Raw genomic sequence first — 23,867 nt, forward strand, 5'->3', positions numbered from 1 at the left:
TTTAACTCGCTTGTGTATCTAACTTGGCGTAACGATTGGCTAGCACCGCACAGTAAAAGATCTGAATTGGGTGATAAAGCATGATCGGCAGTAATATCATCCCTAGATTAGGGTTGTGAGCAAAGATCACCTTAGCCATAGGAATACCTGCCGCTAAAGTCTTCTTGGTACCGCAGAACACCGCCGCCACTTCATCTTGATGATTGAATCCAACTTTGCGGGCACTCCATTGAATGCCGTGTACCATCACCATCAATACCACTAAACAAATCACCGCTGAAACCAACAACAGCATCGGTGAAAAGTCGCTCCAAATACCATGCTCAATGGAGTCACAGAAAGCACTGTAAACAATCAGAAGTATCACGTATTTGTCTAATTTGTTGACCACTGACTTGTGTTTCTGAGTCCATTCGAAAAGTAACGGGCGCATCAACTGGCCGACAATCATTGGCAATAGCAGCATTTTAGATATCGAGATCACCGACTCCATCAAGTTTAGCTCTGCACCTTCCAATCCCATAAAGAGCTGAATCAGAAGCGGCGTAATGAACACACCTAAGATACTAGAAAGCGACGCATTGAATATCGCACCCGGTAGGTTTCCTTTTCCAATCACCGTCATCGCGACCGAAGACGAAATCGTACTCGGCAAAACGAAAAGATAACAGAAACCAAAGGCCAAAGCTGCTGGCATATAAGCGACAAAGCCTTGCCCGAATATCACCCAAAGCAGTGGGTAAACTAAGAAGGTCGCGCTTTGTACAAAAACATGCAGCTTCCAATTCGAAAGCCCCTCAAGAATGGCTTTGGGAGACAAACCCAAACCGTGTAAGAAAAACACCAAAGCGATGCCGAGAACAGTTACCGTATCGAGATGAAGTACCCCACCCGATTTACCCCAATCTGGCGTAAAAACAGCAACGACCATGGCCACCACCATCCCTACAAGAAACCATTCCTTTTTCAGTTTTTCTATCATGTTGACACGCACTTTCTGTAGATTCCATTTCAGCCAATAACCCGGCTCCGATGCTATTTATCCTATCGACTCTAATTTTAATTAACCACCATAAACGCAAATTAAGCTCGTCTTTATCTTGAGGGTTAACGTCGTTATTCGAGTTTGTTACGCCCGTTTTGCTCTGGATTGAGCAGATGTATGGAATGACGATGAAAATATTAGAAAACAGCGGTTTATCGAGAAGATAAGACCCTTTCAGTGATCGGGGCACAGAGGTAAGCCGTAAGGATATGAAAGAAAGACGTAGTTAATCTAAACACCAAAGATAAGCCTATTCTCAAAGGTGGCGCAGCGGGAGCAACACATGGACAACAGAATCACCATTATTGAGTTTCTCAGAGTGTTTGAGTTTATTCGCTCTTCCGGTGAGCTACTGGACAACAAATATCAAGTTGGCGAAATGACGGCTTGGCATGATTACGATGGTTACACCTGCTGGCTAAGCTACAAAGACGTCACTGTGACGCTGATGTTTCATGGCTCGCTAAAAATTGAGTACGACAACGCTTCAAACTATTCTGAATTCATCGAACACTGTCTGGGTATGCTCGCGACTGAACCTTCTCCATAACACGCGAACAGACTCATCACTACTATCGGCTAACGGCTAACGGCTAACGGAGAAAATCATGAGCGAATCTGCTTTTAAGGCATCTTCATTACGTAAACAAGTAGCTCCTTTATGGCTGATGCTCAGCCTTTCTTTTTTATGGTCTCAAGCGTCAACAGCAGGAACAGAGATGATTGATTTCACGCAAGCGAACGAACATAAGAACTGGACAGCAACCAACGACAACGTGATGGGTGGAATCTCAACTGGTGGGCTTATTTATAACGGTGGTATGAGTCAGTTCAAGGGAGAGCTCTCGTTAGAAAATAATGGTGGTTTCAGTTCAATCAGCCGCTCTATAGAGTATCTAAGCTCTGAGATGGACAGCGTAGAACTGACTTTTGTGGGCGATGGTCGTACTTACCAATTAAGGTTCACCACATGGAAAGATGGTTATCGAACCAACTACAAGCACAACTTTGAGACCATCAAAGGCGAGCAACTTAAGAAAACCTTCCAACTGAAGGACTTTCAAGCCGTGTTCAGAGGTCGATTACTCAGCGGAGCACCAGAACTCAAAGCTCAAGACATTAAAAAGATCGGCTTTTTAATTGCAGATAAACAGGCTCTGCCCTTCGAGTTAAATTTAATTCAGATTCAATTCAAAACGCTTCAAGAAACTGAGTAAAGCTCTGAGTAAGGCCCGAGGTAAACTACAGACGAACAAAAGCCCCTGATACCTTACCGATTCACGATAAGTATCAGGGGCTTTCTAATCCAGCGTTCGAGCTATTCAAAAGATCAACGATTCAAACCGTCAAAGATCTAAATCATTAACAATTAATATTTGATGGCTGTTTTACCAATCGACGCGCTGCTTTCAATACGTTGGTGCGCATCTTTCAGTGCCTCAACGCTAAAGCCATTCAATGTGGTGGTAAGTGTCGACTTAATACGACCAGCATCAATCAGGTTCGCTGCTTGGAACAGGATGTCTTGCTGTTTCTGAATATCGTCTGTGTTGAACAGTGAACGTGTAAACATCAACTCCCACACAAAGCCTGCAGACTTACCTTGCAGCGCAGACAAGTCAATGCCGCCATCAAACTCAACAATAGAACTGATCATGCCTTGTGGTGCAATAAGCTCGACCATTGATTCCCAGTGCCCTTTGGTATCGGCAACATTGAAGATGTAGTCGACATGCTGAATGCCTTGTTCTCGTACAGATTCAACCAAGTTACGGTGATTCACCACATGGTCGGCACCCATATCCCTTACCCACTTTTCAGTTTCAGGTCTTGAAGCCGTCGCAATAACAGTCAGGTTAGTCAGTTGGCTCGCCAATTGAATTGTGATTGAACCGACACCACCAGCACCACCAATGATCAAAATGGATTTTTTCTCTTCTGGACGCACACGTAGGCGATCAAACAACGCTTCCCACGCAGTAAGTGTTGCCAGTGGCATAACAGCAGCAGCTTCATCAGAAAGACTCTTTGGTGCTTTCGCCGTAATACGGTAGTCAACGGCTTGGTATTCTGCATTAGCGCCCATGCGAGTTACGTCACCAGCATAGTAAACGCGATCGCCTAGTTCAAAGCCTTCAACGTTTGTACCTTTACCGACAACTTCACCAACCGCGTCATAACCAAGGACTTTTGGTTGCTCAAGTGTTTTATCTTGAGCACTGCGAATTCGAATTTTCGCATCTGCTGGATTGATAGACGTCGCGCTCACTTTCACAAGCAGATCATGTTCTTTTAATTCTGGAAGGTTTGTTTCAAACTCAACTAAGCTGTCTTGCTCTGCAATCGCAAGTGACTGAGTAAATCCGATAGCTTTCATTTTTGATGGTACTGACATTGTGCTTTCTCCTTGAATTAGACAAGTTAATCTTAGTTGACTCTCAATTTAGATAAACCGCCTAATGTTTGAATCATATTCAATTATTTTTTGATAATCGTGTTGCCACTGATTGAGCAACGCGAACAAGTAACTCTGTTAGCTGCTGCATAGAGGCATAGAGGCATAGAGGCATAGAGGCATAGAGGCATAGAGGTTAAATAAGACCTTGCTCAATCAACCAGTCACGCGTGACTTCATCTTGCGGCTTACCTTCACGGCAAACTTTATAATCTAGCTCTGCGATAATATCGTTCGAGAATCGCAATGAATCTAACGTCTGGATCTGTTGTTCGCTAAACAAGTGCTTCTTGTCGTCTCTTAAAAGAAGTACCGCTCTATCAACAATACCGAGTAAGCCTTTTGGCTCTTTGAGCTCTCGAATGTCATAGCGATAGTGCAAAAATTGAGGTTTCCACAGCGGTACAACAACCCACTCCTTGTTCGCTACGGCTCTTTCAAAAGCATTAAAACAATCGTCTTCACTACCAGGAAAAAACTCGTAACCCACATCGCTCAAGCCGTACTCTTTCATCATCTGAATAGAGAAGCGTGTAATGCCTGCGCCGGGGTTAATGCCCTGAATGGTAGAGTTCATTTTCTCGACAACTTCAGGCTTTAATAGATCAGCGACCTCAGAAACCGCTTCTTCAGGGACATAATCAGGCACGCCCCACAACGCGTAAGGTTCATAGTGAAGGCCAAGTTCGATAAGTGGCTCAACTTCCTCAACGCCCGCTTTGTAGATACCGTGGCTTGATGGCAACCAAGCCGAAGAAAGCATGTCTACTTCACCCGCTTTTAGCTTTTCGAAATTTTCTTGATGAGGAGAGAAGACACGCTCGACCTTGAAGCCCATTGCGTTTAATACATTGGTAACCAATGATGCAGTGGTGCGGTGAAAAGACAAATCTGTTACGCCAATTGTGATTTTCTTAGTCATGTTGTTATCCCCTTTTGTTCGGCTTGATAGAGATAGTACATGGCTACAAATCAGCGAAAAACAGCCTAATATTTGAATAATTCTCAAATTATTTTTGTTAATGATATTCTTGAATCACCAGTAAGCTCTGAAGCTTAATTCCTAATTCTTGAACCCAATAAAAAAGCGCCATGTATCGTTGAGATACATGGCGCTTAGTAAAATTATGTTAATCAGATAACCAGAAGGTCATTCGATCGCAAGAGTATTAATCCATTTTGATGCGTAACACATGGTATGGCTTGCTTGAGCCCTCTTCACCTTCATTCAATGCAGGGTTTAAGTGCAGAGAGTTTTGTGTCACGTACAGGTAACCATCTTGGATTGAGAAACCATCAGCCCACGACAGTAACTTGTCGTCTTGAGCAAAAGTCTTGAATCCCTCTTTTGTTACGATACTCACAGCATTCTTCTCAACATCGCCCACGTAAATGTCGCCGTTATCCGCGATGATCATGCCATCACTCGGACGTTTCTCCCCGTAAAACTCGATGCCTTGAGCAAGCTCTTGGTCAGTCAGTTTATCGTTAGCAAGCGCCCCGGCGGGTAGTCGGTAGATCGAACTGCCGTTTACAGTTCCGAAGTATAGCCATTCGTTTTTCGAGTCAATCGTGATTGGATTCAATCCAAGATAAAGCGCATCTGAGTTGCCGTCTTCGCGTTTCGCGCCCATCAATGATCCATCGATAACGACATCATGCTCAGGTGAAAGCAATGCTTTGTAAGACTCAAGCACACGACGAGATTTACCCGTGTCTAAGTCAACCACAACGAAGGCAGGTGCAGGTTCACCAAACAGGTTTCCAAGCGTAGTATCCGCAATGTACATCTGGTTACGCTTAGTATCTAAAGCGAAATCCTGTAAGAACGAATTGCCGACAGTGACATCTTTGCTTATCTCGATACGCTTAAAAAGTTTGTTGTTTACGGTGTCCCACGCAACGATTTGTGCGGGCGCATCGGCGCTGCCCATGTCCAAAATCCAAACCACACCGTCTTCTGTGTTATCGATACCGATAACCGAAGAAAGTCCCACCTCGCCCGTTTCAGGTCCATCAGCCCAATCTTTGGTTGGGAAAGGTTTTGTTGAACCATCCTTCATTAATTCAACTACACGGAACTCAGGTGCATCAAGAGGTTGCATCGAAAGGAAAGTGCGACCTTGTTCCGTAACTGTAATGTTGCCTGGGCGAGTGCCGTCGAGCTGAGCGACAACTTCGATATCGGCTGCTTGTGCTGTGTTAAAGAATACAGCTGTGGTTAATGCTAATAATGATTTTACGTTTTTCATGAGAAATCCTCTCTCTACGCCTCCTTCTGGAGGCATATCATTTAATTCAGTGGTGTTTAGCGTTGTACGCAAATTGCTTCTGTAGCTAGTAGTTAAGCGATTTGGGTCATTTCGTTAACGGTAAAGCTTGCGACTGCGCCTTCTGTTGCTGTCATGTAATCCGCAAGGTGTTGGTTACCCATATGAGCTTGCCAAAGTTCACGTGATACCCAGTTTTCATAGAAAGTGAAATGAGCCGGGTTTTCATTATCTTGATGCAGGTCGTAATTGATGCAGCCTTCTTCAGCACGAGTAATATCAATCAGCTTAAGCAGCTCTGCTTTTACTAGCTCAACACTGTCTTGGTTAGCAACGATGTTTGCGACGATAGTTAATGTAGTCATGATGTGTTCCTTTTGGCTTTCTGCTTCATTGATGCAGTTTGTGACTGCAGTGCGTTGTTGGTATGAATACATAGTAGTTAGATTATTACTAACGAAAAACAGCCTTACATTTTAATTATTATCAAATATATTTTGACAATTAAGCGTATGAAGTTAGTTTTGAAGGAATAAAGTTGGATTAAGCCGCTTTGTGATTAGAAAATATTTCAATACAATGTTTAGAACATTATCAAACACAGGTAGATAATATGCTTCTTGAAGACTTGCAGGTCATTTTAAAAGTAGCGGAGTTTCGCAGCATCACCGCAGCAGCCACTAACCTAGACATGCGTACAGCAACCGCGAGTGCTGCCGTCAAACGTGTTGAAGCCGCACTGGGTGCTGAACTGTTTGTAAGAACCACTCGCCATCTAAGGCTTTCCTCTGCAGGCGAACGCTATTTACCTGAATGTGAGCAAGCCTTGAAGATGCTAGAGCAAGCAAAGCTCAACATGCGTGAAGAGCTTGGTATCTTGGACGGAGAAATCCGCATCGCGCTTTCTTCGGATTTAGGACGTAACCTCATTACACCTTGGCTTGATGAATTTCTGCTTGAATACCCAAAGGCGACACTTCGCACCAGCATCAGTGACAGCAACATCGATTTTTACCGTGATTCTGTAGACATGGCTTTGCGTTATGGTTCTCCGAATGATGCCAACATGTACGGCTTTAAGATCTGCGATGTGCCAAGAATATTGTGTGCAGCGCCTGAATACTTGGCCGAGATGGGAACACCAAACCAGCCAAGCGACCTAGCTGATTACAATGGTCTGCTGTATCAGCTGCATGATATGTTGCAAGACGAATGGGTGTTTAACGATGGCAAGCAGGATCATAAAGTGAAGCTAAAAGGGAATCGCGCCTCGAATGATGCTGACCTTGTTAGACGCTGGTGTGTTGCAGGGAAAGGTATGGCAATAAAGTCTTGTTTAGATATGTCGAGTCATCTGCTCTCTGGCGAAGTAGTTAAAATCATGCCCGAGTTCAAGCCAACCTCAACCGAGCTGTGGTTAGTGTGCCCGAGTCGTCAGTCCATCACCCCGACCGTTCGCTTATTAAGAGATCTATTCCGCGAGAAAACCTCAGAGATCCTTTCTCAACTGAGCGAGCAAGGCATTATAGAAACTCTAAAGTCTTAACGACCTAAAAATAAAAAAGCGCTAGTGAACTTTAAGCCACTAACGCCTTCAATCGTTTGAAGATTACACCCTATTGATGGATGTATCGTCTAATGCGAGTGCTTAGTTTGACTCGTCTTCAACATCACAGTCAGCACAGCATTGAAGCGCAATTTCATGTTCGAAGGTGATTGTGTCTTTACCTTCTTCTAGTAGTTCTGCGATTTCATCAGCGACTTCTTTCTCATCATCCGCTTCGATGCCGCTTGCTAGCTCTTCTTCTGAATAACCAAAGAAGTTCAACAATAAGTACTCACGAGCTTCGTCTTTCGTACAAACCACGTCTGCTGAAAGATCTGGCGTCACCTCACCTTGTGCAAGCGTCGCAGTTACTTGTGCTACTGCAGCATCTTTCATCGCAGGCGTTAACCAACCAAGATCAGTACTTACAGATGTCTTTTTACAGTCGAAGCAAGGCAGTTGGTGAAAGTAGTATTGAAAGGTAGTCATAGGTAATTTCTTCTTTAAATGTTGTGTAGCGAGATTATGCGCGTTTTGTAGCAAAATACTATCTCAACAGACACCTAAGACCAACTACTTGCTGCGTCTTCATTCAGTACATGAAAAAAATGCTACAGAGCGAGTAGTTTACTAGGGCGTGTTGATCTTTCGTGAGTATTTTTTAACGGCATGGTAAAGGGTTAATTTGCTTCGCCAAAAGTAAAACCATAACCAATACTATACCAAGAACAATGCTAACTGATATTAGATGGGAACGGTTACTCCAAGTTATGAAAAGTACAGGCCGTATTTACGATAAAACTGAACATCGAAACGACATTTGAAGGAATGCTTCATCGAATGAGGACAGGTATTACTTGGCGAGAGCTACCCTCTAAGTTCGGAGAGTGAAGTACCGTTTACAGACAATTTAATCCTTGGTCAAAGAAAGGAATTATGCCAGCATGTTATCGCTGGCACTGATGTTGATGTGGCTACCGATGTATTGTTAAACGCGAAATGTACAGCAAAGAGCAACACGCCTTAATCCGTTTAGCTCGCACCCGGACTCGACAAAAAACCAAGATGTAAAATGCTACATCACTCACTTTCCGAAAAGTGATATCAGGACTCGTATGCAGTCGAATGAGGATGGTGATGTGAGTGTTGGTTTTTCTTGGGATTTTGATTGAGCATGACTTGACCCCGCCTATACCCGACAGGCAACAACCCATAAGCACGCTCAGCGAGATAGTGCCTAGATCCATATCCATCTTGACTGTCATAAAAGGATAAATAGGCTAAAGAGGAACGAGCATACTTCCACATGCAATAATGAAGAGGAGTCTATATTAGCCATCGTTTCACACTTCTCTAGAATCATAATCCTGCATGCTAAAACCGTTGTGAGAGAGCTAATAGGTTCTTGCTGAATATCAATTTATATGAATACCGGCTAAGGCTATTTCGAAATTAACAGCGATGTTTCAATTAGGGTTCACCAGTGCCTTTGTTACCTCTATTTGTGCAACAAAGTCATTTGCGTTGCTGCTTGCTCCCCTCCCAAACATTTCCAATTGTTTATTAATCGTTTATCCATATTTTTCTAAGTGATAGTATTCCAGTGCTGTCTGGCTTTATTCCTTGAATTGTATTGACAACACTGTAACTACTACATTCACGCCATAGGGGAACGGAGATACAATTTTGAATCAACCAATCTTCACAACGGTATAATTGTTCGAAAAAATCTACTTCATCCACACTAGAAAGTAAGAGTTGATCAACGAAGGCCACAAGCATTTCTTTTTTGCTTTCTGAAAGTGAGTATTGTGCTCCTTCACTGCATAACAACCATTTATAATAGGCGAACAAATGGTTGTCTTGGGATAAATAACCAGTTATGTCCATATCATAAAACCCCAAGTTTCGTTGTTCTAATCTAACCTCTACTATGTCTAATCCACAACTTATTAAATAACTTAACAGAGCTATTCTTTTCGTCTCTTTTTCTTTGGGTTTAACAATACGTACTACTCTATTAGGTTTTTTTATATCAACATTTGGTATGTGAAAGCATTTATCTTGATGAAAGCCAGCTACAGAATTTGCAATAGGGGAAAAAGGTGAAGTCGTATTTTCACAGAAGTCTCTAACTTGTTTAATGACCCAAGCTCTCTCATTTAAAGTTAACCCGTTTTCATGACAGTTAAACTCCAACACTTCACATCCATTATCTAAAGGGAATTGAATATCAGTTTCTTTAGAGTTAGGGAGAAATCCATTATGCACTATGTGTCCCGTTGTTACTTCATGGCCTTGATCGATCATCCAAAACTCTGCACGGTCAATCAAACCACGTTCATGAAAATACTCTCTGTTTTTTGTTAGAACCCAACTTTTTAGGTTGGTGCTTTCTAATACAAATGGGCCTGTACCATAAGGAATTTCCCTTGTGTCTTCTTTTAAATAAATAGATGAACTAAGCTCTGACAAGAGGTGTAATATCATAAAGTCTTTTTGGGCCATTTTTAGGACTACCCAACTGTTAGAATAACTAACGTCCTTAACATGACGATACAATAACTCATACACGTGTTTCTGTTGTATTCTATCTAAAATGTTTTTTGCAACTAGTTTTGCAGTAAGTCGTTTACCATTGTGAAAATAAACATCAGGTTGAATACGCAACCATAGATCATTGCCACGATATTCATAATGATGCGCTAAATGAGGGCGGTTTTTCCCTGAGTATTTATCAAACTTCAACAACGTGTCAAACATGGCTTCAATGTAAAGCTTGGAATTAGAGAATTCAGCTTTCAGTGGATGTAATTCAGGTTGATAATAAGGTACTAAAGAGATAAGCGTATTTTGAGACTTAAGAGCTCTACTAGCATCTGATAACCATGAAGGTAGGTAAGTATAAAAGCTATCAATGAAATTGAAGTTTTCAGATAAGGTAACCGCCTCACTCAACTGTCCTCTTCGACAATATTCCTTTAGAACTATCAGCAAAATAGCGCTGAATTCCACATTAACGATTAGAGTTGATCTATTTCCTCGTCCTCTCCCTGATTTCCAATCAACCCATCCCATAGCAGACATTTTTTTCATTATTTTGGGGACGTTTCGAGTGGAGCAGTGGAGCTGCTCAGAAAGACTATTTATATCGGTTTCATGTTCACTATATCTAGGATAAAGGTCACATAGCTTCTTAAGTAAACGTAAGTTGGATCTGGAAATAAAACCTGAACTCTTTTCTTTTTTCATATCGGCTTTTATCGTTTAACTGTATAAAGTTCATCCTATGCTAAGTGAATAGCTGAAGACGAGTGGTGTTTCAACGTAGATTATACATGATATACAAAAACTTTTTCATTTATTATTCCATAATATATAGAGGCTTTGCCTTTTTAATTTAATAATCTACGATTTTCTCCGCTTCACCTACTAATAAATGCAGTCTCATATCTAAACGCAGTTACAGAACGACCAACCGGTGAGAAGCAGTACAACTAAGTGCAAATTAAAGAGGGTTCTCTACTCTATTGGATTAAGAAAGAAACGGTAACTAATAAAAAACATGGGAAGTCGCCAATTGAACAACATAGCCATTATTATTACAACTATGATGATACGAGTTTACCTCATAACTACAAAGGTTAAGAGGTTCATTGTTTAAACTGCTAAAATTTTATTGGCTTGTTCTAATTATGTTACATTAGTTACCAAACAAGGTTAAGTAAGTTGATGAGGGGATTAAAAACAAATGGCAAAGTGATATATCTATCACAGAATCATTACGCGCATTAAAAATACCACCGACTATACCAATAAACCTGAACTTTTATTTAATTAAAAGCCACTTTAATTTTGTGAAAGTTTACATCATAATTTAAGAGAAACACATTCTCAATCAGAGAGTAAGCTTTAATCTTATTTAATCTACAAAAACAGTTTATATGAAACTGCGTTTGTAATAACTTTCTGGTAAATGTCCGTATCGACTATTTAAGGTATCAATGTGAAATATTATCTTTTAATTTTCTTTGCAGTTCTAATTAACCCTGGTTTCTCATATGCTCAAAGTGCAGCGGATTGCCTAATAAAAGAAAAAGAACAATACGTGATTGATCATTATGATAACGGTAAAGTATTAATCATTGTCCAAGGTGGACCTGATCAATCTTTAGATAAAGATGTTTTTGAGTACATTAAGAATATCCAAGCTAATATTTTCCCTAATGAAAAAGATAGAGCTACTATAATTGCAGCACATCAAGCTCAAACATTATGTGGCGATTTGATTTCAAGTTATGATATCCCAATAAAAGAGGCAACGATATATTCAGACCTAAGTGTTGAAATTATAAATAATATAATTGAAAAACAAAAGTCTTACGGTAATGAAGTATACTTGATAGGGTATTCTTATGGAGCTTTATTAATACAAGATTACTTTTACAAATATGGGAATACTACTACAAAAAACTTACTTATGGTGGGTAGAATCAATATGGAAGAAAAAATATGGAGCCACTTTGGAAAAGGTTATTCCGGATACTTTGATGATAATGGTCATTTTGTAGAAGATTTTAGCGAAAAAGGTTATATAGAAAAGAATAATAATAAAATAGCCTCTATATTAGGCAGAATTAACTATATAGAAAAGTTAGGCAATGTTAATTTTGAAAATACTGCTTATATTTATTCTAGTATAGATGAAAGAATCGGATCACTTAATAAAAATGAAATCTCTTTTCTCAAAAAAAGAGGTGCCAAGGTTATTTCTTTGGAATACAGCCATGAAAAAACGATGCTTTTTAAGATTAGAGAAGGCATTGCGTGGCTAATATCAGACCTGAGTTATAAATATTAATAGATGTCATATTAAAAAATACACATTTGTTTTTATTATAATTTCATTGATGATCATGAGTAATTTATTATTTACCATTATAAATTTTTGGGGAAAGATATGAAAGTAACAAAAACAGTTAAATTTTTAAAGCTAAATAGAAATGTAGCAAATGATATGCTTGGTTTGTCAGTCAGACCAGAACAACAACATCTAATTTCATCAAATCCTGAGTGGATCATAGATGCATTAATGAATGATGATAGTATCTCTTATGGTGTTTATTTTGAAGGAGAACCAATCGGATTAGTTTCTATGATTGATCCGAGGGCGGCAGATCCTGAAGATAACTTTCAAGAAGACTGCCTATATGTATGGAGGCTAATGGTAGATAAAAATTCTCAAGGAAAAGGGCTCAGCATAAAAATACTCGAATTTGTCAAAAACTATGCTCAACTCGTGGGTTTACGAGGTATCTCATTAACCACAATGGATAAAGAAGCTAAGAATGCATTAAATTTGTACTTAAACTTTGGCTTTTTTCCCACAGGAAGAAGGCTTGATAAGGAAATTGAACTTCTGTACGAGCTCTTATAATGCCATGTAATTTATTTAGATAAAAGTGGAACTTGTATGATTTTTTATTGGTCTACAATACTTATAACACGATTGTTTAAGGTTAATAAAATGAGAACATTATTTTTTGTTTTAATTATGCTTTACTTTTCCACTTGCTTTGCTTCTAATATTAAGAATAAAGATTACAAAAATGGTCATTTCACATTTCACACCACTAAGTTTAATAAAAAAATATGGATTACCATCGAAGGTGAACATATAAATGGCTATCTTGGATGTAACCATATTAATGGCTTACTAGATTTTAACGATAAGTATATTTACTTAAAGTGGATAAAAAAAACTAACATTCTATGTCCGAGCAATATAATGTATTCAGAAAAGAAAATCCTTAATTCGATTGAAGTTATGAAGATAATTAATGATAAAGGTATAATTAATATAGTAGGTAAAAATAACTTTGTAGAAACCGTTTTTTTACCTACTAACATTAATGATGCAAGTATTAAAGAAGATTAACTTTATTAAGAACAACGTTTACACAAAAACGAGCCTTTTGGGCTCGCTTTTAACTATCTGTTTTTATGATATATTATAACGGTTCTACCGACTGTTGACCAATAATGAATTCTTCGTTGATTACCAAACAATTAAGGCATGCTAAAACATTATATAAAGGTAGCTAAAATTGGCATCTGGTAGATTGAAAAACATGCTATTTCTTATTTCTCCAGATTTGATAACCACTTTCCTGTGTCGCCTTACCAAGCAAGTGTGCTGCTACCGGGGCGGTGATTAATATAAACAACATAGTACCAATCACTCGTGAGATCACCGTAATATCGGGTATCGCAATTGCCACCGCCAATAACAGTGAAGCTAAGCCCACCGTGCCAGCTTTAGTTGCGGAGTGCATTCGCGTGTAAAGGTCAGGCATTCGTAAGATTCCAAGACTCGCGATGAGCGTAAACAAGGTTCCAAGACAGAGTAAAACCCCAACGATAATGTCCATTACACGTCTCCTTTTCTTTTGAAGATCAGCCTTGCAAACGCAATCGTCCCTAAGAAGGCTACTAGGCCGAGCGTGATAGCAATGTCCAACAAGGATTGCTGTCCGCTATCTAAGGTATAAACGGCAATAAAACCCACCGTTACGAATGAAATCAGATCAAGCGCTACCACTCGATCGGCCAAGGTTGGACCGAGCACTAAACGAATGAATGCCATCACGATACTAAGCAGTAGCCCGATATAAGCGAACATGATGCTCACTTCTAACCAACTATCGCTTTGTAAGAAACTGTCTATCTGTAACCCATCAACCACGAGTCACCTCCAAAATCCGTTTTTCTAAACCGTCTTTGATTTCTCGAATCACCTTTTTATGCTCGGGTGCAAACATCGCGTGCACGACCAAATGCTTCTTATCTGGGGTGACATCCAAGCTCAAGCTTCCAGGAGTAAGAGAAACCATGTTTGCGAGTAAAGAGATTTCTAAATCTGACTCAACATCTAACGGCACATACACGATATCCGGGTCACTTAAATGGGTTGGCGTAACCACATCCCATACAACCCTAGCCACCGATATCACCATTTCGTAACAGAAGAAAAGAAACAAGCCGACCAAAGCACGAAAACGTCGAAAATAACTGGTTTTCAATCCAAACGGTTGACTAAGTCGCAACGCCAAAAAGCCAACCACAAAGCCAAGAATGAAGTTCGTTCCTGTATAGTTGCCGTTGAGCAGCATCCATGACAAGGCGAGAAATAAGTTCAAAAACAGATAAATCATTGGTTCCCTCCCTCCGTGTTCAATGCAACGCTTTGAGCTATTTCGCTGTCTGCTATTGCACTGTCAGCCAACGCACTCTCTCCAAGAACCGCTTTTACATAGGCTTGTGGCTCAATCAACTGCTCTGCTGCGAGCTCTGCAAATTGGTAAAATGGCTCGGCGGCCAAACCAATAATCAGACTTAACGTGGTCAATGTTGCTATTGGCACGCAATACAATCCTTTTGTGTACTTGTTCATTGGCTGCGCTTTTAGTGTTTGTTGAGGCTTTTTCCAGAAAACCTCGTTCCAGATCTTGGTCATTGAGAACACTGTTAACAAACCAACTAAGAGTGCTGTCCCTGCAAGCCAATACAACTCGGTTTGCAAACTAGATTTGATGACAAGGAACTTGCCCCAAAAACCCGAAAGAGGTGGAAACCCCGCTAAAGAGAATGCAGGAATGAGAAACAAGAAAGCGAGCCAAGGCATGGCTTTGTAGACGCCGCCTAATTGCCCAAGATTGCCCGAGCCATATTTACGCTCTATGTAGCCGCCAATCAGGAACAAGTTTGCTTTCACTATGATGTGGTGGACTATGTAGAAAATTGCGCCAGCGATGGCGAGAGGCGTGTAGATCGCCAATCCCATGATCATGTAACCAATCTGGCTAATGATATGGAACGAAAGAATTTTTTTGATATTGAACTGACTTGCTGCGCCCAATACGCCAGTTAACATCGTCAATCCAGCAACCCACATCAAAGTCGGTTGCCAACCGCTGTCTGATAACGGGAAAATCAGGGTAAATACACGAATAAGCGCGTACACCCCAACCTTAGTAAGTAACGCTGCGAACAGGGCAACAACGGCGCTTGGTAACGTATGATAAGAAGCAGGCAGCCAAGCGAAGACAGGAAATAACGCCGCTTTAATCGCAAACGCGAATAGGAACAGCGCTGCGAGCAAGATTTTGGTGTCTGACGAAATCAATGTGGCTTTGGCATGTAAATCCGCGAGGTTCAAAGTCCCTGTAGCACCGTAGAGCAAGCCAATCACAAGCAAAAAGACCAAGGTCGAAATAAGATTGAGCATCACATACTTCACGGCTCCATCCACTTGTTGCTTTGATCCATCTAAGATCATCAAGCCAAACGATGCTATCAACATCACCTCGAACCACACGTAGAGATTGAATATATCTCCGGTAAGAAATGCGCCATACACCCCAGCCAACAACACATGCATCAGCGCATGAAACGCGCCGTAAGAAGGCTTGTCTTGCAGATCGCCCATGGCGTAGAACACGCTCACTACACCAATAATGGCTGTCACCATCACCATAGCTACTGCAAGATGATCCGCCACGAAGACAATGCCAAACGGCGCAGCCCATTGACCAAAAGCCACGGCTTGTGGACCGCCGTTGATAACATCGAACGTCAACAATGCCCCAATCACTAAAGTCGCTAATGCGCTGGTGCCACTTATCGCATCCACCAGCGCTTTGTGACGTTTCGCGCAGAAGATGGCGACAGCGGTAAGAAGCGAAATAACTACGGGTAACGTCAACCAAATCGTTGTCATTCATCCTCCTCAGAACGTCGCATCGCATCAACATCTGCAGAGCCAGCTTCTGAACATGCGCGGTAAAATAGCATCAATGCAAACACCAACAAGCCAAAGCCAATCACTATTGCGGTCAGAATTAAGGCTTGAGGAAGCGGGTTCGCAGCACCTTCTGGTGGTAATACTGAATTCGCTTCAATCAACGGCGGTAGTCCAGGGGTTAAACGTCCAGCCGTGAAAATCGCGATGTTCACCGCACTGCTTAACAAGATCAGACCGAATATTAAGCGTAAGATGTGTCGTTCAAGCATAAGATAGACACCAGCAGCGACAAACACACCGACCACGAGACTCCATAGTATTTCCATCAATCCAACTCCTCATTCACGCGCAGCAACATCCCCATCACGCCGCCAATGATGGAGAAGTAAATACCAACGTCGAATATCAATGGTGTGCCAAGCGGTAGAATGTCTTTCCACCACAAACCCGTTAAGAACGGCAAATTGAAAGCAAAGCTCATCAGGCCAGCCACAAAGCTTAAGAAAATGCCAAACAGAGCAATGCTAAATGGCGCGTAATACAAACGATCTCGAACGTACTTTGGCGACTCTGCAAACATCAGTAACGCAAAACCAATTACAGCGATCAGTGCACCGATAAAGCCACCACCCGGCTCGTTATGTCCGCGCAACAATAGGTAAAGTGAAAACACCAACATCAGCGCTGCAACGATGTGGGAGGTGGTGGCAAAAATCAGGGAATGGATACGGTTACGTTTGTGGTAGTGCGTTTTCAACAAACTAACCGCAGCGATACCCGCCATCACGACCACGATCACCTCACCCAACGTATCGAAGGCTCGGAAATCAACCAAAATCACGTTGACGATGTTGCGTCCATGCCCGCCAGGAACACTATTCTCTGCGAAGAAATCAGCCAGAGTGGAATCTAGAGGTTGCGCAGTAATGTTGATCAGCAAAGCAGTGACCGACATACCAATCACACCCGCTATCGCCCCGTGTAGCAACTTTCGGCGAATAGGATGTTGCGGCACCGTCATTAAGCCCGGAATATGACGTATCAACAGCACAACAAATACAACCATCAAGGTTTCAACCAACAATAAAGTTTTCGCGACGTCTGGCGCGCTGTAAAGCATAAAAACTAAGGTCGTCATAAAGCCCACAACACCAAGGGCTGAGACCGCCAACAAACGAGACGTGGTAAAGGTACAGACTAATGCAGCACCGATGAGTAGCAGTGCAATGCTTATCTCGTAAAAGCTAATGTCCATTAATGCCGCAAAACGAGCTTGTGGGATCACCAGCGGGCTACTTAACAGCAATCCAGTGAGTACAATAAAGAACAACAAAACATAATGGCTTAAGCGCTTTTGCTGCAATAACTGCGTTTGCCATTTCGCCAAACGCATCATGGCAGCCATGATTTTGTCGAAAACGGATTCGGCTGTTGGTAACACAGGCACCTTGCGCTGCCAGCTCACCAACAGCCTTGGGTAGATTCGATACAAAACAAAGCCGAGTAACAAAGTTAATGCGCTCAGCGCCAACGGCAGATTCACGCCCTGCCACAGCTTGGCTGCTTGTGGTGCTGAGTCCGGCAAGCTCGACAACACCCCCGGAATAACCACGTTGTTGTTGACCCAGCCTAAACCAAATAACGGCGCAAGGACGCTGGCTATGGCAAGCAACATTGCTGGCATCCATAACCCTTTACTGGCTTCCACTTTCTTGGCTGGCGTTGGATTGCCTTCATACGTCGCGAAGAAAGGTTTAACGATCAACGCCAACGCTAATGCCACCATGGTGACGTTAACCAGAAGGAATATCGTAGTTAGGATGACGCTCACTTCCAGACTGGACTTGTACATGTACTCTTTACTCAAGAACCCCAGTAACGGTGGCACGCCCGACTTCGACAAAGCAGCGATGATTGCGGCTACGAGGCTGAGTATTAACGCTGCTTTCAAACCGTACAGCATCCGAATATCACGCGTTCCCGTCGCTTTATCTATATTGCCCACCACCATAAACAGCGCTGCTTTGTAGAACGAGTGCGCTAAGATAAACAACAGCGCAGCCATCATCGCAAGTTCAGTTCCGATACCAATCAATAGTACCAATTTACCTAAGGCAACGTTCGTGCTGTATGCCAGCATCAACTTCAAATCAGTTTGCTTGAGCGCTAACAACGCACACCATATAGCGGTAAAGCCACCAAAAATGCCTAGCGTATAAAACCAAATCTCACTGTGTGAATAAATAGGTGAAACACGGGCAAGCAAGTACACCCCAGCCTTCACCATAGTGGCAGAATGAAGATAAGCACTCACTGGCGTTGGTGCTGCCATGGCATTGGGTAGCCAGAAGTGGAATGGAAACTGCGCCGATTTGGTAAACGCACCGAGCAAAATCAGAACCAATGAAGGTAGGAACCATTCATGTTGTGCAATCAGCGTACTTTGCGCAATGATGGTGCTTATCTCATAGCTGCCAGCCATTTCACCCAGCAGCACCAAACCTGCTAATAAAGCCAGACCACCAGCGCCAGTGACAATAAGAGATTGCAGCGCGTTCTTACGAGATTTGTCTTTCTCGTGATTAAAGCCAATCAAGAGATACGACGTGATGGTAGTTAATTCCCAAAACACAAATAGGAGTAGGATATTGTTACTCGTGACGACACCTAACATCGCTAACATAAACAGCGTTAAGTAGAGGTGAAACGAGAATCGAGACGAATGCCCCTTGAGATAGGACAGTGCATAAATCTGGATCAGTGCGCCGATACCGCTGATCAAACACGCGAATAGGAAAGATAACCCATCCAACTTGAAGCTCAGGTTAACATCTAAACTAGGAACCCAATTCGCTTGCCAACTCACGCCTCCCGGCTCATACCAACTGATGAGTAAGAAGAAAATGACCATCGGCAGAACAGGAAAGATCATGAGAATCAACGAATGATCTTTTGAGCCTTGTCTGTGCTTTTTTTCTATTTCGCTATTCAATATCGCCATCCATTTAGTTACGTTAACACGTGTATGGGGACTCATAGAATCAACGGAAAAACAGCCCTCTTCTGATACTTCAGGCTTCAACCACAATTGTTGATTTGGGTGTTAGAAAGATAATCCGAGCAAGACAGATGAACGGATTATCTAGTTTGCGAAGGCTTTGAATAAGACCGCTAAAATTAAGCCACGATCATCCATTCCATATAGATTGACCCCACTGGTTCGAACTATTTGCTGTCGAGAACGACATAGGAACGCATGTCAGTATGGGAATTGGTCTGGTCAAATAAAAAACTCGACTCCTCATTCACGGCAGTCAGTGCGTCGTAGGAGCAATCTCCGATATCGTTTCTCGGGCATGCATAAATGTGCGAGCGCTCAAGCATTTCAGTTTGGCAAATAGGACATAGTTTCTTCATATTACCCTCCACTAAAAAGTTATTAGTCTGTCGTGTACATGCTTACTTCAGTATTGCTATTTCCGCTTTTCGAGATCAATTCGTTACTTGATTGGAGATATAAATCCCTCTGGTTTCATTGCCACTAAGGAGCAATTGATTGATTGAAGAATGTTCTCGGCAGTATTGCCAATCACATACCCAGAAATACCGGTTCGGGCTAAGGTTCCCATTACCAACACGTCAATCTCTGCCTCATCAACACACTCCGGAATTTTGTCGTCCGGTTTACCATGCAGGTGATGAATAACCAACTCACCAGTAATACCAGAGTCGTCGATGAGTTGCTGCAGGGCTTGTTCATGACGTGCTTTCTCTTTGGAAACCTCATCTGACAACTGTGCTTCATCTACTTGAATCCAAAAGTGATTGTCGAGGTAGTTCTCCAAATAATGTTCCCAACAAGAGATAATGTGTAATCGGCTATCACAGGTATCCGCAATCGAACGAGAGAGCTCTAACAATCGACACGACAGGGCCTTTTGCTCATCGTTTACAGCCAGAGGATCGACCGCAACCGCAATGCGTCGTTTGTCTCTCGGCTTAAATATTGGTCGGTGCAACCATACTGGACAAGGACATTTGCGCAATAAAGTCATGTCTATCGCTTTAAAGCCTTCCGCCCCCTCACTGAGTGGCTCAGCCTCTTTAATGATCAGGTCATTGTGATTCATCATCGCTTCTTGGATGATGCAAACCGCAGGCTGTTCGCTGCTTTTAACTCTCAGCGGAAAGGGGACCTGCTCTTCAGAAATAACGAGATCTTCAAGCAAATTTTTTACGCTCTGCTGAAGCGAATCATGCAATGACTGTTCGTAGCTTTGTTGATATTGAGCGAGATCGGTAGGGAAATCTGGACAGGCAATCAGGCCTGAAACCGGAACGCGATTATTAGCCGCTATTCTGATCGCTTGACCCAGAGCGTCACTATGGCCGGGCAGCCCTTGCGTTGCAAAAAGTATGTTCTCGAATCGTCTCATACACACCTCCTTGATTGACTAAATATTAGTCAACCGCAACATTCTTTACTAGCACGTAATTGTAACATTGATTAATAAAATGATATTCGTTCCTATTCAGTCGCTTACATATAAAACAATAAGAAATGAGTGAACCAATCAGCGTGCTGAGGGAACAATATGTAACAAAATACATCAATTCCTATTGGAAGTTTAAGTCAGAAATGACGTAGAGAGCACGACTGAATACGATGCTCAAACCAGATATCGTGTTTGTTCTGTGAGTATATATTAAGTGAATATTCAGCACGCTTTACACTAGAGTGAGATAATCGTTTAATTTAAGGAAATTTTCTTTAAAAATTATCTTATTAGCTCGCCAAACCTCGATTTATGTATTTTACTTGAAGCAGAACAGTAGCGATTCACGGATGATAAGATGACTAAAGAAAACAACGTTAAAAAAAGCACAAAGATCAATAAAAAAGAGCGACCTAAGGCCCAGTCCGCAAACGCTGTCAAACAGAAAAAACATAAGAAAGTTCGATTACATTCGAAACTTAAGGTGAATGTGCCTCTGACGCAGTCTTTGATGCTCATTCTGCCTTCGCTAGCCAAACATGCTGCAGCCGAAACTGTGACACAAACTGATGATGCAACTTTGATTCATCAAGACTCCACCAACAATCAAGAAAGTGCAGTTCATCAAAGTACTGATATTTCTAAAGACAAAAATCAAAAACCAATCACAGGAAATATTCACGATTCAGATGCTATTGTTGGTCAAGAGTCCTCTTCTCCGGAAAGTGAAACAACGCTAAAACCGTCACACCACCTTTCTAGTTCATCACACCCCCAAGTACATTACATCCCCGCAAGTTCGCTTCCTTCTATCGAATCGGGTGGCGTAATCGCACCGTCCAACAATGCTCCTACAACGCCGAGCGTTCCAGTAACCTTTACTCCGGAAGTTATCAAAGGAATATATGGGGAGCTTCACGTTGATGCGAGCGGCAAATACACGTTTGTGTTGAATCCTCTTTCACCTGAATACGTTTTACTACACGAAAATCAACCCGGCACAGATAAGTTCATGCTTCACTTATCAAATGGCTCTAGCGTTGTCGTTCAAATACCCGTTAATGGTAAACAAGATGTCCCTACTATTTCTGGAGATTTGCACGGCATAGTGACTGAAGATAGCAACGTGGATTATCACGGTTTATTGAATGCAGCAGGTAAGATTGATGTCGTCGACCCCGACCATGATCAAAGCTCTGTGCTTGCTGAAACGATTACCGGAAAATATGGCACACTAACTATCGACTCCAAGGGGGCATGGCACTACCAAGTCGACAATTCACTTCCCAATATCCAAGCGCTGACCTCACTCACTAGCCTCCATGAGTCGTTTACCATTCACACTAAAGATGGTACTCCTCAAGTGTTGGAAATGACAATTGGCGGCATTGACGACAACGCAGTGGTCACAGGGTTAGATACTGGTACTTTGATCGAAGACTTAACATTACGCGCTCATGGACAATTAACGGTTTCTGATCCGGATTTAAACCAAGATCACTTTCAATCCGAACAACTTCAAGGTCACTGGGGCAGCCTATTCATTCAACCAGACGGTACGTGGACTTATGATTTAGACAATACCAATCCGAAGGTACAATCATTATCGAAAGGTTCCACAGTAACAGACATCATCACTGTTCACTCGGCTGACGGCACACCACACCAAATTACGTTAACGATCAACGGCACCAACGATGCCGCGACCATCAGCAGTGCCACCATGGCTGTGGATGAAACCGATACGGCCATTACCACTTCAGGCACGTTAACCAGTACCGATGTCGATAATCCAGACAATGCGTTTACGCCAGATGCGATCAGCGGCACAAACGGTAACCTAACCATGGACGCCAATGGTCATTGGACGTTCACTGCTAACAGCGCCTTCAATCAATTAAACGTTGGCGATAAGGTTGAAGAGACTTTCACCGTCTCGTCTGTTGATGGCACACCATCGACCATTAAGGTCACCATCAATGGCACCAATGATAAAGCGACGGTTAGCACGGCCACTGTTGCGGTAGATGAAACCGATACGGCCATTACCACTTCAGGCACGTTAACCAGTACCGATGTCGATAATCCGGATAACGCCTTCACTCCTGATGCCATCACAGGCACAAACGGTAACCTAACCATTGACGCTAATGGGCATTGGACGTTCACGGCCAACAGCGCGTTTAATCAATTGAATGTCGGCGATAAAGTAGAAGAAACCTTCACCGTCTCGTCTGTTGATGGCACACCGTCGACCATTAAGGTCACCATCAATGGTACTAACGATGCTGCGACCGTCAGCAGTGCCACCGTCGCTGTGGATGAAACCGATACGGCCATTACCACTTCAGGCACGTTAACCAGTACCGATGTCGATAATCCAGACAATGCGTTTACGCCGGATTCTATTTCAGGCACCAATGGCGACTTAACCATTGACGCTAATGGGCATTGGACGTTCACTGCTAACAGCACCTTCAATCAATTAAACGTTGGCGATAAAGTTGAAGAGACTTTCACTGTGTCTTCGGTTGATGGCACACCATCGACCATTAAGGTCTCGATTAATGGCACCAATGATAAAGCGACGGTTAGCACGGCCACTGTTGCGGTAGATGAAACCGATACGGCCATTACCACATCAGGCACGTTAACCAGTACCGATGTCGACAATCCGGATAATGCCTTCACTCCTGATGCGATCAGCGGAATTAAACGTTGGCGATAAAGTTGAAGAGACTTTCACTGTGTCTTCGGTTGATGGCACACCATCGACCATTAAGGTCTCGATTAATGGCACCAATGATAAAGCGACGGTTAGCACGGCCACTGTTGCGGTAGATGAAACCGATACGGCCATTACCACATCAGGCACGTTAACCAGTACCGATGTCGACAATCCGGATAATGCCTTCACTCCTGATGCGATCAGCGGCGCAAACGGTAACCTAACCATGGAYGCCMATGGTCATTGGACGTTCACTGCTAACAGCGCCTTCAATCAATTAAACGTTGGCGATAAAGTTGAAGAGACTTTCACTGTGTCTTCRGTTGAYGGCACACCATCGACCATTAAGGTCWCGATTAATGGCACCAATGATAAAGCGACGGTTAGCACGGCCACTGTTGCGGTAGATGAAACCGATACGGCCATTACCACWTCAGGCACGTTAACCAGTACCGATGTCGACAATCCGGATAATGCCTTCACTCCTGATGCGATCAGCGGCGCAAACGGTAACCTAACCATGG

Annotated in this window: 23 protein-coding genes and 1 pseudogene; 9 read left to right on the top strand and 15 right to left on the bottom strand. The window is 42.5% G+C overall.

Translation table 11 applies throughout. The features are described 5' to 3' along the window. Nucleotide 1: 1 nt before the first annotated feature. The gene (locus L1D22_RS20020; protein ID WP_275665142.1) at nucleotides 2-982 is read right to left on the bottom strand and encodes a bile acid:sodium symporter family protein; all 981 of its coding nucleotides are present in this window, start codon (nucleotides 980-982) and stop codon (nucleotides 2-4) included. Between the two features lie 346 nt (nucleotides 983-1,328). Here L1D22_RS20020 and L1D22_RS20025 point away from each other — a divergent pair, with 346 nt between their 5' ends. Both L1D22_RS20025 and L1D22_RS20030 read left to right on the top strand, forming a co-directional pair. Next, nucleotides 1,329-1,595: a DUF3081 domain-containing protein gene (locus L1D22_RS20025; protein ID WP_239830994.1), complete on the top strand. Its 267-nt coding sequence runs from the start codon at nucleotides 1,329-1,331 to the stop codon at nucleotides 1,593-1,595. Between the two features lie 58 nt (nucleotides 1,596-1,653). Beyond that, nucleotides 1,654-2,262, top strand: coding sequence for a CIA30 family protein (locus tag L1D22_RS20030; RefSeq protein WP_239830995.1), 609 nt, complete (start codon nucleotides 1,654-1,656; stop codon nucleotides 2,260-2,262). Between the two features lie 152 nt (nucleotides 2,263-2,414). Here L1D22_RS20030 and L1D22_RS20035 read toward each other — a convergent pair whose 3' ends face one another. From L1D22_RS20035 to L1D22_RS20050, 4 genes are all read right to left on the bottom strand, one after another. Next, a complete protein-coding gene (locus L1D22_RS20035) occupies nucleotides 2,415-3,440 on the bottom strand; it encodes a zinc-binding alcohol dehydrogenase family protein (protein WP_239830996.1) in 1,026 nt (341 codons plus the stop codon). Between the two features lie 196 nt (nucleotides 3,441-3,636). Then, nucleotides 3,637-4,422: a glycine betaine ABC transporter substrate-binding protein gene (locus tag L1D22_RS20040; protein ID WP_239830997.1), complete on the bottom strand. Its 786-nt coding sequence runs from the start codon at nucleotides 4,420-4,422 to the stop codon at nucleotides 3,637-3,639. 247 nt (nucleotides 4,423-4,669) lie between these two features. Continuing rightward, on the bottom strand, nucleotides 4,670-5,752 hold the full coding sequence (locus L1D22_RS20045) for a major royal jelly family protein (RefSeq protein WP_239830998.1): 1,083 nt from the start codon (nucleotides 5,750-5,752) through the stop codon (nucleotides 4,670-4,672). Nucleotides 5,753-5,844: 92 nt separating this feature from the next. Then, entirely contained in the window at nucleotides 5,845-6,135 is a 291-nt protein-coding gene (locus L1D22_RS20050) for a putative quinol monooxygenase (RefSeq protein WP_239830999.1), read from the bottom strand. A gap of 248 nt (nucleotides 6,136-6,383) precedes the next feature. Here L1D22_RS20050 and L1D22_RS20055 point away from each other — a divergent pair, with 248 nt between their 5' ends. After that, nucleotides 6,384-7,316, top strand: a complete 933-nt coding sequence (locus tag L1D22_RS20055) for a LysR family transcriptional regulator (RefSeq protein ID WP_239831000.1) — start codon at nucleotides 6,384-6,386, stop codon at nucleotides 7,314-7,316. Nucleotides 7,317-7,418: 102 nt separating this feature from the next. On the opposite strand, the gene L1D22_RS20060 is transcribed toward L1D22_RS20055, so the two are convergent. Continuing rightward, on the bottom strand, nucleotides 7,419-7,805 hold the full coding sequence (locus tag L1D22_RS20060; protein WP_239831001.1) for a hypothetical protein: 387 nt from the start codon (nucleotides 7,803-7,805) through the stop codon (nucleotides 7,419-7,421). Between the two features lie 230 nt (nucleotides 7,806-8,035). On the opposite strand from L1D22_RS20060, the pseudogene L1D22_RS20065 reads away from it, so the two are divergent. Next, nucleotides 8,036-8,204: pseudogene (locus L1D22_RS20065) on the top strand (transposase); the annotation flags it as partial. Nucleotides 8,205-8,879: 675 nt separating this feature from the next. On the opposite strand, the gene L1D22_RS20070 reads toward L1D22_RS20065, so the two are convergent. Further along, nucleotides 8,880-10,568 carry an SgrR family transcriptional regulator gene (locus tag L1D22_RS20070; protein ID WP_239831002.1) on the bottom strand — a complete coding sequence of 563 codons (1,689 nt, stop codon included), beginning with the start codon at nucleotides 10,566-10,568 and terminating at the stop codon, nucleotides 8,880-8,882. A 754-nt stretch (nucleotides 10,569-11,322) separates the two neighbouring features. Here L1D22_RS20070 and L1D22_RS20075 point away from each other — a divergent pair. The 3 genes from L1D22_RS20075 (at nucleotide 11,323) to L1D22_RS20085 (ending at nucleotide 13,254) form a co-directional block, all read left to right on the top strand. Beyond that, nucleotides 11,323-12,177, top strand: a complete 855-nt coding sequence (locus L1D22_RS20075) for a hypothetical protein (protein WP_239831003.1) — start codon at nucleotides 11,323-11,325, stop codon at nucleotides 12,175-12,177. Between the two features lie 99 nt (nucleotides 12,178-12,276). Next, on the top strand, nucleotides 12,277-12,753 hold the full coding sequence (locus tag L1D22_RS20080) for a GNAT family N-acetyltransferase (protein ID WP_239831004.1): 477 nt from the start codon (nucleotides 12,277-12,279) through the stop codon (nucleotides 12,751-12,753). 90 nt (nucleotides 12,754-12,843) lie between these two features. Then, on the top strand, nucleotides 12,844-13,254 hold the full coding sequence (locus L1D22_RS20085; protein WP_239831005.1) for an META domain-containing protein: 411 nt from the start codon (nucleotides 12,844-12,846) through the stop codon (nucleotides 13,252-13,254). Between the two features lie 196 nt (nucleotides 13,255-13,450). Here the strand turns inward: L1D22_RS20085 and mnhG are convergent, their stop codons facing one another. The 8 genes from mnhG to L1D22_RS20125 all read right to left on the bottom strand — a co-directional run bounded on the left by mnhG (nucleotide 13,451) and on the right by L1D22_RS20125 (nucleotide 20,555). After that, nucleotides 13,451-13,747 carry a monovalent cation/H(+) antiporter subunit G gene (gene mnhG, locus L1D22_RS20090; protein ID WP_060469771.1) on the bottom strand — a complete coding sequence of 99 codons (297 nt, stop codon included), beginning with the start codon at nucleotides 13,745-13,747 and terminating at the stop codon, nucleotides 13,451-13,453. Beyond that, on the bottom strand, nucleotides 13,747-14,043 hold the full coding sequence (locus tag L1D22_RS20095) for a cation:proton antiporter (RefSeq protein ID WP_345772819.1): 297 nt from the start codon (nucleotides 14,041-14,043) through the stop codon (nucleotides 13,747-13,749). The genes mnhG and L1D22_RS20095 overlap by 1 nt, the downstream gene beginning before the upstream one ends. A gap of 10 nt (nucleotides 14,044-14,053) precedes the next feature. After that, the gene (locus L1D22_RS20100; protein ID WP_239831006.1) at nucleotides 14,054-14,530 is read right to left on the bottom strand and encodes a Na+/H+ antiporter subunit E; all 477 of its coding nucleotides are present in this window, start codon (nucleotides 14,528-14,530) and stop codon (nucleotides 14,054-14,056) included. Continuing rightward, nucleotides 14,527-16,095, bottom strand: coding sequence for a proton-conducting transporter membrane subunit (locus L1D22_RS20105; RefSeq protein ID WP_239831007.1), 1,569 nt, complete (start codon nucleotides 16,093-16,095; stop codon nucleotides 14,527-14,529). Before L1D22_RS20105 ends, L1D22_RS20100 begins: the two co-directional genes overlap by 4 nt. After that, nucleotides 16,092-16,445 (bottom strand): Na+/H+ antiporter subunit C, encoded by a 354-nt coding sequence (locus tag L1D22_RS20110; RefSeq protein WP_060469774.1) that lies wholly within the window; start codon nucleotides 16,443-16,445, stop codon nucleotides 16,092-16,094. Before L1D22_RS20110 ends, L1D22_RS20105 begins: the two co-directional genes overlap by 4 nt. After that, nucleotides 16,445-19,051, bottom strand: coding sequence for a hydrogen gas-evolving membrane-bound hydrogenase subunit E (gene mbhE, locus L1D22_RS20115; RefSeq protein ID WP_239831013.1), 2,607 nt, complete (start codon nucleotides 19,049-19,051; stop codon nucleotides 16,445-16,447). Before mbhE ends, L1D22_RS20110 begins: the two co-directional genes overlap by 1 nt. Nucleotides 19,052-19,344: 293 nt before the next feature. Continuing rightward, nucleotides 19,345-19,536, bottom strand: a complete 192-nt coding sequence (locus L1D22_RS20120) for a hypothetical protein (RefSeq protein ID WP_123300666.1) — start codon at nucleotides 19,534-19,536, stop codon at nucleotides 19,345-19,347. An 83-nt stretch (nucleotides 19,537-19,619) separates the two neighbouring features. Beyond that, nucleotides 19,620-20,555, bottom strand: a complete 936-nt coding sequence (locus L1D22_RS20125) for a universal stress protein (protein ID WP_239831008.1) — start codon at nucleotides 20,553-20,555, stop codon at nucleotides 19,620-19,622. 418 nt (nucleotides 20,556-20,973) lie between these two features. Between L1D22_RS20125 and L1D22_RS20130 the strand changes: the two genes are divergently transcribed. Continuing rightward, nucleotides 20,974-23,343 (top strand): VCBS domain-containing protein, encoded by a 2,370-nt coding sequence (locus tag L1D22_RS20130; RefSeq protein WP_239831009.1) that lies wholly within the window; start codon nucleotides 20,974-20,976, stop codon nucleotides 23,341-23,343. Next, nucleotides 23,312-23,867 (top strand): VCBS domain-containing protein (locus tag L1D22_RS20135; RefSeq protein ID WP_239831010.1); only part of this gene is annotated, 556 nt, incomplete at its 3' end. The genes L1D22_RS20130 and L1D22_RS20135, both read left to right, overlap by 32 nt.

Source organism: Vibrio sp. Isolate34 (assembly GCF_022397915.1).
GTDB lineage: Bacteria > Pseudomonadota > Gammaproteobacteria > Enterobacterales > Vibrionaceae > Vibrio.

What these genes read in the sequence shown, in the direction of transcription:
- L1D22_RS20080 (WP_239831004.1), top strand. Translation starts at nt 12,277, where the DNA reads ATGAAAGTAACAAAAACAGTTAAATTTTTAAAGCTAAATAGAAATGTA.
- L1D22_RS20025 (WP_239830994.1), top strand. Translation starts at nt 1,329, where the DNA reads ATGGACAACAGAATCACCATTATTGAGTTTCTCAGAGTGTTTGAGTTT.
- L1D22_RS20110 (WP_060469774.1), bottom strand. Translation starts at nt 16,445, where the DNA reads ATGGAAATACTATGGAGTCTCGTGGTCGGTGTGTTTGTCGCTGCTGGT.
- L1D22_RS20030 (WP_239830995.1), top strand. Translation starts at nt 1,654, where the DNA reads ATGAGCGAATCTGCTTTTAAGGCATCTTCATTACGTAAACAAGTAGCT.
- mbhE (WP_239831013.1), bottom strand. Translation starts at nt 19,051, where the DNA reads ATGATCTTTCCTGTTCTGCCGATGGTCATTTTCTTCTTACTCATCAGT.
- mnhG (WP_060469771.1), bottom strand. Translation starts at nt 13,747, where the DNA reads ATGGACATTATCGTTGGGGTTTTACTCTGTCTTGGAACCTTGTTTACG.
- L1D22_RS20120 (WP_123300666.1), bottom strand. Translation starts at nt 19,536, where the DNA reads ATGAAGAAACTATGTCCTATTTGCCAAACTGAAATGCTTGAGCGCTCG.
- L1D22_RS20050 (WP_239830999.1), bottom strand. Translation starts at nt 6,135, where the DNA reads ATGACTACATTAACTATCGTCGCAAACATCGTTGCTAACCAAGACAGT.
- L1D22_RS20020 (WP_275665142.1), bottom strand. Translation starts at nt 982, where the DNA reads ATGATAGAAAAACTGAAAAAGGAATGGTTTCTTGTAGGGATGGTGGTG.
- L1D22_RS20105 (WP_239831007.1), bottom strand. Translation starts at nt 16,095, where the DNA reads ATGACAACGATTTGGTTGACGTTACCCGTAGTTATTTCGCTTCTTACC.
- L1D22_RS20070 (WP_239831002.1), bottom strand. Translation starts at nt 10,568, where the DNA reads ATGAAAAAAGAAAAGAGTTCAGGTTTTATTTCCAGATCCAACTTACGT.
- L1D22_RS20035 (WP_239830996.1), bottom strand. Translation starts at nt 3,440, where the DNA reads ATGTCAGTACCATCAAAAATGAAAGCTATCGGATTTACTCAGTCACTT.
- L1D22_RS20130 (WP_239831009.1), top strand. Translation starts at nt 20,974, where the DNA reads ATGACTAAAGAAAACAACGTTAAAAAAAGCACAAAGATCAATAAAAAA.
- L1D22_RS20045 (WP_239830998.1), bottom strand. Translation starts at nt 5,752, where the DNA reads ATGAAAAACGTAAAATCATTATTAGCATTAACCACAGCTGTATTCTTT.
- L1D22_RS20125 (WP_239831008.1), bottom strand. Translation starts at nt 20,555, where the DNA reads ATGAGACGATTCGAGAACATACTTTTTGCAACGCAAGGGCTGCCCGGC.
- L1D22_RS20100 (WP_239831006.1), bottom strand. Translation starts at nt 14,530, where the DNA reads ATGATTTATCTGTTTTTGAACTTATTTCTCGCCTTGTCATGGATGCTG.
- L1D22_RS20040 (WP_239830997.1), bottom strand. Translation starts at nt 4,422, where the DNA reads ATGACTAAGAAAATCACAATTGGCGTAACAGATTTGTCTTTTCACCGC.
- L1D22_RS20085 (WP_239831005.1), top strand. Translation starts at nt 12,844, where the DNA reads ATGAGAACATTATTTTTTGTTTTAATTATGCTTTACTTTTCCACTTGC.
- L1D22_RS20055 (WP_239831000.1), top strand. Translation starts at nt 6,384, where the DNA reads ATGCTTCTTGAAGACTTGCAGGTCATTTTAAAAGTAGCGGAGTTTCGC.
- L1D22_RS20060 (WP_239831001.1), bottom strand. Translation starts at nt 7,805, where the DNA reads ATGACTACCTTTCAATACTACTTTCACCAACTGCCTTGCTTCGACTGT.